Annotated in this window: 10 protein-coding genes, 1 pseudogene and 1 other annotated feature; of the genes and pseudogenes, 10 read left to right on the top strand and 1 reads right to left on the bottom strand. The window is 46.4% G+C overall.

Going from position 1 to position 12,221, the window contains the following annotated elements; translation table 11 throughout:
* The first annotated feature begins 13 nt into the window (after positions 1-13).
* Together BTR1S_RS09910 and BTR1S_RS09915 are read left to right on the top strand one after the other, a co-directional pair.
* Positions 14-703, top strand: coding sequence for an ABC transporter permease (locus tag BTR1S_RS09910; RefSeq protein WP_006639148.1), 690 nt, complete (start codon positions 14-16; stop codon positions 701-703).
* On the top strand, positions 703-1,629 hold the full coding sequence (locus BTR1S_RS09915) for an ABC transporter ATP-binding protein (protein ID WP_029419548.1): 927 nt from the start codon (positions 703-705) through the stop codon (positions 1,627-1,629). Before BTR1S_RS09910 ends, BTR1S_RS09915 begins: the two co-directional genes overlap by 1 nt.
* 463 nt (positions 1,630-2,092) lie before the next feature.
* On the opposite strand, the gene BTR1S_RS09925 is transcribed toward BTR1S_RS09915, so the two are convergent.
* Positions 2,093-2,566 carry a hypothetical protein gene (locus tag BTR1S_RS09925; RefSeq protein WP_006639145.1) on the bottom strand — a complete coding sequence of 158 codons (474 nt, stop codon included), beginning with the start codon at positions 2,564-2,566 and terminating at the stop codon, positions 2,093-2,095.
* A 312-nt stretch (positions 2,567-2,878) separates the two neighbouring features.
* Positions 2,879-3,141: a binding site (T-box leader), on the top strand.
* 62 nt (positions 3,142-3,203) lie between these two features.
* Between BTR1S_RS09925 and BTR1S_RS09930 the strand changes: the two genes are divergently transcribed.
* The 8 genes and pseudogenes from BTR1S_RS09930 (at position 3,204) to gpmI (ending at position 12,207) form a co-directional block, all read left to right on the top strand.
* Positions 3,204-4,571: an amino acid permease gene (locus BTR1S_RS09930; RefSeq protein WP_006639144.1), complete on the top strand. Its 1,368-nt coding sequence runs from the start codon at positions 3,204-3,206 to the stop codon at positions 4,569-4,571.
* A 138-nt stretch (positions 4,572-4,709) separates the two neighbouring features.
* Positions 4,710-5,711, top strand: coding sequence for an LLM class flavin-dependent oxidoreductase (locus BTR1S_RS09935; protein ID WP_006639143.1), 1,002 nt, complete (start codon positions 4,710-4,712; stop codon positions 5,709-5,711).
* Between the two features lie 273 nt (positions 5,712-5,984).
* Positions 5,985-6,182: pseudogene (locus tag BTR1S_RS09945) on the top strand (arabinose-proton symporter); the annotation flags it as partial.
* 248 nt (positions 6,183-6,430) lie between these two features.
* Positions 6,431-7,471, top strand: a complete 1,041-nt coding sequence (locus BTR1S_RS09950; RefSeq protein WP_006639140.1) for a sugar-binding transcriptional regulator — start codon at positions 6,431-6,433, stop codon at positions 7,469-7,471.
* Positions 7,472-7,504: 33 nt separating this feature from the next.
* A complete protein-coding gene (gap, locus tag BTR1S_RS09955) occupies positions 7,505-8,512 on the top strand; it encodes a type I glyceraldehyde-3-phosphate dehydrogenase (RefSeq protein ID WP_006639139.1) in 1,008 nt (335 codons plus the stop codon).
* A gap of 190 nt (positions 8,513-8,702) precedes the next feature.
* Positions 8,703-9,887, top strand: a complete 1,185-nt coding sequence (locus BTR1S_RS09960) for a phosphoglycerate kinase (RefSeq protein WP_029419546.1) — start codon at positions 8,703-8,705, stop codon at positions 9,885-9,887.
* Positions 9,888-9,917: 30 nt separating this feature from the next.
* Positions 9,918-10,679, top strand: coding sequence for a triose-phosphate isomerase (tpiA, locus tag BTR1S_RS09965; RefSeq protein WP_006639137.1), 762 nt, complete (start codon positions 9,918-9,920; stop codon positions 10,677-10,679).
* Positions 10,672-12,207 (top strand): 2,3-bisphosphoglycerate-independent phosphoglycerate mutase, encoded by a 1,536-nt coding sequence (gpmI, locus tag BTR1S_RS09970; RefSeq protein ID WP_029419545.1) that lies wholly within the window; start codon positions 10,672-10,674, stop codon positions 12,205-12,207. Before tpiA ends, gpmI begins: the two co-directional genes overlap by 8 nt.
* Positions 12,208-12,221 lie beyond the last annotated feature (14 nt).

Here is a 12,221-nt window from a genome sequence, read left to right on the forward strand (position 1 = left end):
GGAGTGACTGAAGATGCAAGCTATCTGCCTGAATGAATTTAAACGCCTTTTTAAAAGCATCAAATCGATGATTGTCATCGCCATGATTTTTTTCGTGAGCTTTAAGGTTGCGGAGGTCATCGAGCATGCGCCGGCCGATATGGTTCGGGAATTGGATTTGGGGGTTGATTCCACCGCAATCGGGACAACCCTTATCGTTTTTATGCTCGGTTTTTTAATCATCACGGGGCTGTCCCATGATATGATCAACCGGGAAGTCAACGAGCGGACGATGAGGTTTCTTGTGACCAAAACCTCGCGCCATCAAATTATATTGGGGAAATATTTAGGGGTCTGGCTGTTTTGGCTCGTCTGTATGTTGGCATCATACATATTGGTAATGATCGTTTCTAAAACATTTTTATGGCAGAGCGCCGCTGACAGCATGGCGTTTCTTACAGCGGCAATCGCTTTAAATCTCTTATTCTCCATTATCTTTCCCAAGCCCGCCATGTCAATGTTTTTCGGAATCGTGTTTGCCTTGTTCTTTCCCGCGGTCAGTTTGTGGGCCATCTACTCGGACAATATCATGATCAGCTGGTTTAAATATTTGACTCCCTACTATTATTCTTCTCTTGGGAACTATTTTGTCCTGATCAACATTGTTTACGCGGCCGTGGTGCTCGCCGGGGCAATCGCTTTATTTAACAGGAGGGATTTATAATGAATGCTGTGATCGAGGCTAAGGGCTTGATGAAGATATACGGATCAAGAACGGTTGTAAACCAAGTCGATCTCCAGGTGAAAAAAGGGGAGATTTACGGTTTCCTGGGCCGCAATGGCGCCGGAAAATCGACGTTCATCAATATGCTCACCGGAATTGTTCAGCCGTCTGCCGGAAGCTTTCAACTATTGAACGAACCCTCCATTGAAAAAATAAAGCACCGCATCGGCGTGTTGCCCGATTATTCAACCTTTTATAATTCGATGACGGCGGCCGGTCATTTAAAATATTTCGCGGCATTACAGGGCCGAAACGTGTCAAGAGAGCAGTGCGAAGCCGTTTTGGCAAGGGTCGGTCTGCTTGAACACGCCGACAAAAAGGCCGGGACATTCTCATTCGGCATGAAGAAAAAGCTTGGCATCGCCCAAGCGATCATTCATGATCCGGAGCTGCTCTTCTTGGACGAGCCGACGTCCGGGGTCGATGCGGAATCAGGCTTGAATATACAAAAGCTGATCACGGAGCTGCAAACAGAAGGGAAAACCATATTTATGACGTCCCACAATCTACATGAAATTGAAAAGATTTGTACAAGGATCGCAATCATGAAGGACGGCAGCATTTTACGAGAAGGGACGCTGGATGAATTAAGAAGGCATTTCATGTCCGCCATGACGGTTTCCATCAGGCATTCGCAAATTCCTGAACAGCATCGCGGCCTGATCGGCAATTTTCTCGAATCAGCCGGCGATGACATCGAATACCGGGGAAATGAGCTCTCGCTTGTGGTCAATTCGGAAGAAAAAATCCCCGCCATTATCAGGGTTTTGACCAACTGCAAAGTGAACATTTACCGAGTTCATGTCGATGAACCATCATTGGAAGACATCTTTTTGGAGAATGAAGAGAAAAGCACCGCATCATAAGGAGGGCGGAAAAAGACATCTGCGCAAACAGTTTCTGTCTTTGATTCCCGTAATCGTTTTGCGGATCAAGCGTTACGATCAATGTACGGAAAGGGACAGGATAAAAAATAATAGTTTCTATTACCTTGATTGGCTATTTGCTTTTCAAGGTTTTTTGTTCGGAAGAACATGCGGGCCCAAAACTTTTGCATCCTGGTATTGTGCAGGTGATTGTCGGGCGGCTATTGATTGCAAGTAATTTGATGGGCAGTATGTACGGTCCGCTCCCGATACATCGAAAAGGGCAAGAGCCACCCAATATATGGATCCATTGTCGTATTGATCAAATCCGCTCTGCCGCGAGTATAGCGGACGCTGGAAAGGAAATCGCCAATCGATTTTTGCAGGAACGGGATAGAAGGCGTTCGAAACCAAAAAACGCCCTGTTAAAGGGCGTTATAAAAGGGGGCAGGTATTCACGAATCTAGTATTTCCACAAAATCGAAATGTCTCCGCTTGTTTTCTCATCGATGACATTTCCTTCTTTATCAAGTTTGACAACATACTTGCCGCCGGTTGTTACATTTTGGTATTCACTTTCTGATGTGCCGTCAGCATTCTGTTTAAACTCAAATCGTATCTCTGCAATGAGTGTATCGCTGTTGAGGTCGACATAGTATGAATTGAAACTGACATGGCTCCAGTCGTCTCTTTTGTCAGGGATGTCCGAAATGATGCCGACTTTTTCGGAAGGTTCATTTACGATCACCCCGTAATCCTTTTGCAGGTTGTCGGTCTGAATGCCGGTGTCTTTTAAGATTTGTTGAATCTGGCTAAATTCGGCGTCTGTCGGCGTCGTATACTTATCCTCAGGTGCGTCTTTCGCAAAGCTGGCCGGCGATGCACTGAATACGAGAGTCAATGCGGACAAAATCACCATCAACGACAGTTTTTTCATGTTTCTTCCTCCTTTAGCTGATCAAATGATTCGGGTCCCACTCTATCATCGTTTAAATATTTTGTAAAGTTCGAATAATATATCAATTCAACTAATTTTTTCGGGGGATTTCAGACGATTTTTTGCAGGCGCGTTTTAATTGAAAAGGCCGGCCATTTGAAAACTCGTGCACTAAACCTATTGAATTTGCAAAAAGAAAAGCCGATTTTCCTTGAAAATAGGGGAATATTCTGTTTTTTAAAATTTGCCACTCTATTTGTTATTGACAAAGGGGTCAGAAGAACGTATATTATATGAATATATTTTCAGGTTGAAAACACGATGAATGGGAGCAGTAGAAGATCCATCATTAGCTAAGAGAGCTGCGGGTCGGTGTGACGCAGCCTAATGAATCTTTGAACTCGCCCGGGAGTGGACTCGCTAAAAGGAAAAGACATCAATTCCTGAAGGCTATTACGATTAACCCCCGTTATTGGGTTTTGCACAGCAGATCTGTTGCATATTAAGCTGGATTCTATTTATGGAATCAAAAAGAGTGGTACCGCGGTTGGCTTCAAAGGCTCGTCGTCTCTTTATCTTCAAAAGGAAGAAAAAGAGACGACGGGCTTTTTTATTTTATATAGAGGAAGTGAATAAGATGGAGAAAAAAACGCAGACACTTGAGAGAACGATGACATCACGGCACATTATGATGATGGCCTTGGGCGGTGCGATCGGCGCCGGATTATTTAAAGGAAGCAGCAATGCGATTGATTTAGCGGGGCCATCGGTTCTGATCGCTTATTTGATCGGCGGGATCATCCTGCTGTTCATTATGCAGGGTCTCGCTGAGATGGCCGTCAAAAACAGTGAAGCCCGAACATTCAGGGATCTTGTTCAATCTATTTTAGGTCCCTATGCGGCATATTTTTTAGACTGGATTTATTGGAAAATGTGGGTGCTGAATATTGCGGCCGAAGCTGTAGTGGCGGCGACCTTTTTGCAGTATTGGCTTCCCGGACTGCCGGTTTGGGTGCTGGCGCTGTTTGTTGCCCTCGCCGTTACAAGCGTCAATTTGCTTTCCGTCAAGAGTTTTGCAGAGACAGAGTATTGGCTTGCTTTGATTAAAATCACCGTGATTGTCGTTTTTATTATAGCTGGATTTATTTTATTATTTTTCTCATTCGGCGGTCATTCAGCAGCTGGCGTTTCTCATCTGACTGATCATGGCGGGTTTTTTCCGAACGGAGCCGGCGGGCTGATCACGGCGATGCTTGTTGTGATTTATTCTTACGGGGGAACTGAAATCATCGGCGTGACATTGGCGGAGACAAAAAATCCGGAGAAAGTTGTGCCAAAAGCCGTCCGGGGGACGCTGACGCGGATCATTGCTTTTTACATCATGCCGTTTTTCATTATTGTCAGTCTGATTCCGTGGAATCAGGTGAATGAAGTGTCGGAAAGCCCGTTTGTCATGGTCTTTCAAATGATCGGAATTCCCGGAGCGGATCATGTGATGAATGCCGTGATCTTATTAGCGGTCATCTCATCGATGAACTCGGGTCTTTACGGATCTTCGCGGATTTTATATACGCAGGCCGCCGACGGCCGGGTGCCGAAGATCTTTTCAAAGCTGTCGCGCAAAAAAGTGCCGGTATATGCCATTCTTTTGTGCACTTCTTTCTTATATTTAGGTGTATTATTTTCGATATTTGCGGGCAGTCAAACATTCGAGTATTTGATGGGATCTCTCGGCTACACGGTGCTGATGATTTGGCTTGTCATCGCAACCGCCCATCTGAAATCGAGAAAACGGAATGAGACTGCAGATGGCGGCTACTATGTCAAATGGTTTCCTTATACGACCTGGCTGGCGATTCTGTCGCTTTTGGCGATATTAATCGGCGTTATTCTGACAACTTCGATTGTCATTACTTTGGTAACGGCGGGTATATACATGCTGATTACCATCGCTTATGTGTTGAAGGGACGGCATCAGGTAACCGGCCAAGGCGCGAATTCCTAGGGTGTAACCGCCTCCTGTATAAGGAGGCGGTTTTTTTAAAACCAACAGTTCGAAATTGATCGAACTAATTTCTTTAAATGTACGCCTCCATTATGGTATCGTTCTAATGACAATAACCATCAGGAAGAAGGAGAAAAAATGGCAAAGCATTTAAAAGACACCAAATACTCCGTATTGAATTTGTCTCCCGTCGTCCAAGGCGGCACGGTTGAAGAATCATTCCGCAATTCCATAGATTTGGCCCGCCATGCCGAAAAATGGGGGTACAACAGATTCTGGCTGGCAGAGCATCATAATATTGAAGGCGTGGCGAGCTCGGCCACGGCCGTTTTGATCGGCTATATCGCCGGGGGAACAAAAACGATTCGCGTCGGGTCAGGCGGCATTATGCTGCCGAACCACTCCTCTCTTGTGATTGCGGAACAATTTGGAACGCTGGAGTCTCTCTACCCGGGGAGAATCGATTTGGGGCTTGGCCGCGCTCCGGGCACTGATCAATTGACAGCAAGGGCATTGAGAAGAAACATCAGCAGCGGCGAGGATTTCCCTGAGCAATTGGCAGAACTGCGCAACTACTTCAAGCCTTCCGGAAATGTCCGGAATCATGTGCGCGCCATCCCGGGAGAGGGGCTGGACGTGCCGATATGGCTTCTTGGTTCGAGCGGTTTCAGCGCCCGCCTCGCTGGAGAGCTTGGCTTGCCGTTTGCGTTTGCTGCGCATTTTTCGCCTGCGAATACGATCCCGGCTTTAGAGCTGTACCGCAGCTCTTTCAAACCCGGCGTGCTTGATGAACCTTATGCGATGGTCGGGGTGACGGTGATCGCGGCTGACACCGATCAAAAAGCGCAGCGCCTTGCGACATCACACTATCAGAAATTTTTGGACCTTGTCCGCGGAGCTCCGACGAAGCTTAAGCCTCCTGTCGATGATATGGAGCAGATCTGGACGCCGCGCGAAAAGGCGATGGTCAATGAACAGCTCAGCTCAACCATCATCGGCGGGCCGGCCGAAGTCAAGGCAAAGCTTGAAGACTTTGTCAAAACCACTCAGGCGGACGAAATAATGGTGAACGGTGAAACATTTGAGCATGCAGACAGACTGCGTTCTTTCGAAATAATCGCCGACATATGGAACAATTGAAAAACAACAAAGTAAGCAATGGAAGGGGAGACCCTATCCATTGCTTTTTAGTTGCCCCGCAATCACAGCCGATCAATTCCGGCAAATGGCGTCCGCACAAAATATTCGTTTGCAGCTGCAGGCAGGCGGACATTGCCTTGTTTTGCGCCGGTTCATATGAGCGTATTTTGCTAATATATCAATTTGTTCACAAATATGCAGATGAATTTCACATTGGGTCCAATCAAATATTGACAGAAAATACAATTATTAAAATCTCGAGAGGACGGACGAATGAAGAATAACCCAGCTCAGTTAGAACCAAATGTAGCAGTTGCCAGACGCCATTCAATGGGATTTGTGATTTTGATTTCATGCGCGGCAGGGCTCGGCGGCCTATTGTACGGCTGCGATACGGCAGTCATATTCGGCGCAATCGGTTTTCTGAAAAATCTGTATCGACTGAGTCCATTTATGGAAGGGCTTTTTCTAATGGTTCACCTTTTGGCGAGATTTGTATATGATAGATATTAATAGGAAACAATCATAAGGATCGAACAGAATGTGTCAAAACGGTTCGAATATTGTCGAGGAATTGGTTCCTAAACAGTTGAATAAACATTTTAACCCTGTTACAATATTAGATGAAAGCAGGAGTAATTTTTTTTGGCTGAGGTGGGACGTTTTCAGTCATAGCGGGACATTATTTGTCCAGGACGAGATGAAAGGAACGTTTTGGCATGAATCAATTAATACAGGCTCAAAAAAAATTATTGCCGGATCTTCTCGATGTCATGCAAAAAAGGTATGAAATTTTGCAGTACATAAGGCTGACTGAACCGATCGGCAGAAGAAGCCTTGCCGCGAGTCTCGGATTAAGCGAACGCATTTTAAGGGCGGAGGTTCAGTTTTTAAAAGAGCAAAATCTTCTGGAGATCAAGACGACCGGCATGACATTGACATCTGAAGGATCTGACCTGCTGAAAATTCTCGAAGATACGATGAAGGACGTTTTAGGTTTAACCCATTTGGAAAATACATTAAAAGAGCGGTTGAATCTTGAACAGGTCATCATTGTGTCCGGAGACAGCGATCATTCCCCATGGGTCAAAAAAGAAATGGGGAGAGCGGCCGTCGCATGCATGAAAAGCAGGTTTCAAGGGGAAAATATCGTCGCCGTAACCGGAGGTACGACCCTCGAAGCCGTGGCTGAAATGATGACGCCCGACTCGAAAAATCGCAAACTGCTTTTTGTGCCCGCAAGAGGCGGACTCGGCGAAAACGTCAGGAACCAGGCGAATACGATTTGTGCCCATATGGCTGAAAAAGCTTCCGGTACATACAGATTGTTATTCGTGCCGGGTCAGTTAAGCAAAGAAGCCTATTCTTCTATTATCGAAGAGCCTTCCATAAAGGAAGTGCTGCAGACGATTCAATCATCGAGTATGGTCATTCACGGTATCGGAGATGCTAAAACAATGGCTGAACGAAGAAACACACCAGAGAAAGATTTGAAGAAGATAGAAGAAAATGAAGCTGTAGCAGAGGCGTTCGGCTATTATTTCGACCGCCATGGAGAAGTTATTCACAAGGTGCACAGCGTAGGCATACAGCTTGAGGACCTTGAATCGATTCCGAACATCATTGCGGTGGCGGGAGGCTCATCAAAGGCTGAAGCCATTGAGGCGTATTTTAAAAAGCCGCGCAATACGGTTCTGATTACTGATGAAGGAGCCGCAAAACAGTTATTAAGGGAAGTTTCTTCCCTCAATATAAATTAAATATCTCTTATTTACTTAAAGGAGGAAATCATCATGGCAGTAAAAGTCGGTATTAATGGTTTTGGTCGTATTGGACGCGTAGTATTCCGTGCAGCGTTAAATAATCCTGAAGTTGAGGTTGTGGCAGTTAACGATTTGACAGACGCTAACATGCTTGCTCACCTATTACAATATGATTCAGTACACGGCAAACTAGACGCAGAAGTTTCTGTTGACGGAAACAACCTTGTTGTCAACGGTCATACAATCAAAGTGACAGCTGAACGCGATCCTGCTAAATTAAACTGGGGAGAACAAGGCGTTGAAATCGTTGTTGAATCAACCGGCTTCTTCACAAAACGCGCAGATGCGGCTAAACACTTGGAAGCTGGCGCGAAAAAAGTTATCATCTCAGCTCCTGCAAGTGAAGAAGATATCACAATCGTTATGGGTGTTAACGAAGATAAATATGATGCGGCTAACCACCATGTCATCTCTAACGCATCTTGTACAACAAACTGCCTTGCACCGTTTGCAAAAGTGCTTAACGACAAATTCGGCATCAAACGCGGTATGATGACAACTGTTCACTCTTACACAAACGATCAGCAAATCCTTGATCTTCCGCACAAAGACTACCGTCGTGCGCGTGCGGCAGCAGAAAGCATCATTCCGACAACAACTGGTGCAGCGAAAGCCGTTTCCCTTGTACTGCCTGAACTGAAAGGCAAACTGAACGGCGGAGCAATGCGTGTTCCGACACCAAACGTATCACTAGTTGACCTTGTTGCTGAACTTGATAAAGAAGTAACAGTAGAAGAAGTAAACGCAGCGCTTAAAGAAGCAGCAGAAGGCGAACTGAACGGCGTTCTTGGCTACAGCGAAGAGCCGCTTGTTTCTAGAGACTACAACGGAAACACAAACTCTTCTACAATCGATGCCCTTTCTACAATGGTTATGGAAGGCAACATGGTGAAAGTCATTTCTTGGTATGACAACGAAAGCGGATATTCTAACCGCGTTGTAGATCTTGCAGCTTACATCGCAAAACAAGGTCTTTAATTCGGAAGGTTTCAAAAAAGAATCAGACTTGGTTCTTTAAGAGAGAAGCGCTATAATGAAAGCGGACAAGGGAAGGGGACACACTCCCTTTCCCTTTTTCCATATGCGGCGCCCTGCAGTTGAACTGCCGCGCTTGGGGATTTCCGTTTTCAGGCTTGCAAATCAATTAAAGGAGGATCTCCTAGAAGCCATGAACAAAAAATCAGTAAAAGACATTGATGTAAAAGGCCGTGTTGTTTTTTGCCGCGTTGATTTCAACGTTCCGATGAAAGACGGAAAAGTTACGGATGATACAAGAATCCGCGCTGCACTTCCGACGATCCAATACTTGACAGAGCAAGGAGCGAAAGTTCTTCTTGCAAGCCACCTTGGACGTCCAAAAGGACAAGTTTCTGAAGAGCTTCGTTTAACTCCAGTGGCTGCGCGCCTCGGAGAGCTGCTTGGCAAAGAAGTGAAAAAAGCGGATGAAGCATATGGCGACGCCGTTAAAGCGCAAATTTCCGAAATGAAAGACGGAGACATTCTTGTTTTGGAAAATGTACGCTTCTACCCAGGCGAAGAAAAAAATGATCCTAAGCTTGCAAAAGCGTTTGCCGACCTTGCGGATGTATATGTCAATGACGCATTCGGAGCGGCTCACCGCGCTCATGCTTCAACTGCAGGCATCGCCGAACACCTTCCGGCTGTCGCAGGCTTCCTGATGGAAAAAGAGCTTGAAGTGCTCGGCAAAGCCCTTTCCAATCCTGAACGTCCGTTTACAGCGATTATCGGCGGAGCGAAAGTAAAAGACAAAATCGGCGTGATCGAAAGTCTTCTTGAGAAAGTCGACAATCTGATCATCGGCGGAGGTCTTGCTTATACGTTTGTCAAAGCGCTCGGCTATGAAGTCGGAAAGTCTCTTCTTGAAGAAGACAAAATTGAACTGGCCAAGTCTTTCATGGACCGCGCCAAAGAAAAAGGCGTGAATTTCTACATGCCTACAGATGTGCTTGTGGCCGATGACTTCTCTAATGACGCCAATAAGAAAATCGTTCCGGTGAGCGAAATCCCAAGCGACTGGGAAGCGCTTGACATCGGTACGGAAACACAAAAAACGTATGCCGACGTCATTAAAAACAGCAAGCTTGTCGTTTGGAACGGACCAATGGGTGTCTTCGAACTCGACGCGTTCGCTAAAGGAACAAAAGCTGTCGCTGAAGCCTTAGCAGAGGCAAAAGATACATACTCTGTCATCGGCGGCGGAGACTCTGCGGCTGCTGTTGAAAAGTTCGGCCTGGCCGACAAAATGAGCCATATTTCAACAGGCGGCGGAGCTTCTCTTGAATTCATGGAAGGCAAAGTACTTCCTGGCGTAAAAGCATTGAACGATAAGTAAGCACTATACACAGCATAAGGAGTGGAGCACATGAGAAAACCAATTATTGCCGGTAACTGGAAGATGAACAAAGTGCTTTCAGAAGCTGTAAGCTTCGTTGAAGAAGTGAAATCTTCCATTCCAGCAGCAGATAAAGCAGAAGCTGTTGTCTGCGCGCCAGCGCTGTTCCTTGAAAAGCTGACTTCAGCTGTCAAAGGCACTGATCTTAAAGTCGGCGCGCAAAACATGCACTTTGAAGAAAGCGGCGCTTTCACTGGAGAAATCAGCCCTGCCGCTCTGAAAGATCTAGGGGTTGAATATTGCGTGATTGGCCACTCTGAGCGCCGCGAAATGTTTGCCGAAACGGACGAGACCGTAAACAAAAAAGCGCATGCCGCTTTCAAATACGGGATTGTGCCGATCATCTGCGTAGGTGAAACGCTTGAAGAACGTGAAGCAAACAAAACAAATGAGCTTGTAGCCGATCAGGTGAAAAAAGCTCTTGCAGGCCTGACAGCAGAGCAAGTATCTGCTTCTGTCATCGCCTATGAGCCAATCTGGGCGATCGGAACAGGCAAATCTTCAACAGCTCAAGATGCAAATGAAGTGTGCGCACACATCCGCCAAACTGTCTCCGCTGAATTCGGACAAGCGGCTGCGGACAGCATCCGCATCCAGTACGGCGGCAGCGTAAAACCTGCGAACATTAAAGAATACATGGCTGAGTCTGATATCGACGGCGCCCTCGTAGGCGGCGCAAGCCTTGAGCCACAGTCTTTCGTACAATTATTGGAGGCAGGTCAATATGAGTAAAAAGTTAGCCGCACTCATCATTTTAGATGGGTTTGGACTAAGAGACGAAACAGTCGGTAACGCAGTAGCCCAAGCGAACAAACCGAATTTTGACCGCTATTGGAACAAGTATCCGCATCAGACGCTGACGGCTTCAGGCGAGGCAGTCGGACTTCCCGAAGGACAGATGGGAAACTCTGAAGTCGGACACTTGAATATCGGCGCCGGACGGATCGTCTATCAAAGCTTGACTCGCGTCAATGTTGCGATTCGCGAAGGCGAATTTGAACGCAATGAAACATTTCTTGACGCGATGAAGCATGTGAAAGAAAAAGGCACTAACCTTCACCTGTTCGGACTGCTGTCTGACGGCGGGGTTCACAGCCATATCAATCATTTATACGCGCTATTGAAGCTCGCGAAAAAAGAGGGCGTTCAAAACGTCTATATTCACGGCTTCCTTGACGGACGCGATGTAGGTCCGCAAACGGCCGAGAAGTATCTCAAAGAGCTTGAAGAACAAATCGCGGAAATCGGAGTCGGTGAAATCGCAACATTGTCCGGCCGCTACTACTCAATGGACCGCGACAAACGCTGGGACCGCGTCGAAAAAGCGTATCGCGCCATGGTATACGGCGAAGGCCCTGCCTACAAAAATCCGTTTGATGTCGTGAAGGATTCCTATGAAAAAGGAATTTATGATGAATTTGTCATCCCTTCCGTCATCACAAAGGAAAATGGCGAGCCTGTTGCGACCATTAAAGACAATGACGCAGTGATTTTCTATAATTTCAGACCTGACCGTGCGATCCAAATTTCCAACACGTTCACAAATGACGATTTCCGCGACTTTGATCGCGGAGACAAGCATCCGAAAAACCTTCATTTCGTCTGCTTGACTCATTTCAGTGAAACGGTTGACGGATACGTGGCATTCAAACCGGTCAATCTCGACAATACGGTCGGTGAAGTTTTATCCCAAAAAGGACTGAAACAGCTCCGTATTGCCGAAACTGAAAAATATCCGCACGTCACATTCTTTATGAGCGGCGGACGTGAAGAGAAATTCCCTGGCGAAGAACGGATTCTCATCAATTCGCCGAAAGTCGCGACATATGACTTGAAACCTGAAATGAGCGCTTATGAAGTGAAAGATGCTCTCCTCAAAGAAATCGAGGCTGACAAGCATAACGCGATCATCCTCAATTTCGCCAACCCGGATATGGTTGGACATTCAGGGAAAGTCGAGCCGACGATCAAAGCAATTGAAGCGGTTGATGAATGTCTTGGTGAAATCGTTGACGCGATTCTTGCAAAAGGCGGGCATGCGATCATTACGGCGGACCACGGCAACGCGGACGTGCTGATTACCGAAGAAGGCAAACCGCACACCGCCCATACGACAAATCCGGTTCCTGTGATCGTCACAAAAGAAGGCGTGACACTCCGGGAAGGCGGAATTCTCGGCGATCTTGCACCAACCCTTCTGGACTTGCTTGATGTCGAACTGCCGAAAGAAATGACAGGAACGTCGTTAATTCAAAAATAAGATTTAAAGGAGAG

Source organism: Bacillus sonorensis NBRC 101234 = KCTC 13918, from assembly GCF_001592005.1.
Lineage (GTDB): Bacteria > Bacillota > Bacilli > Bacillales > Bacillaceae > Bacillus > Bacillus sonorensis.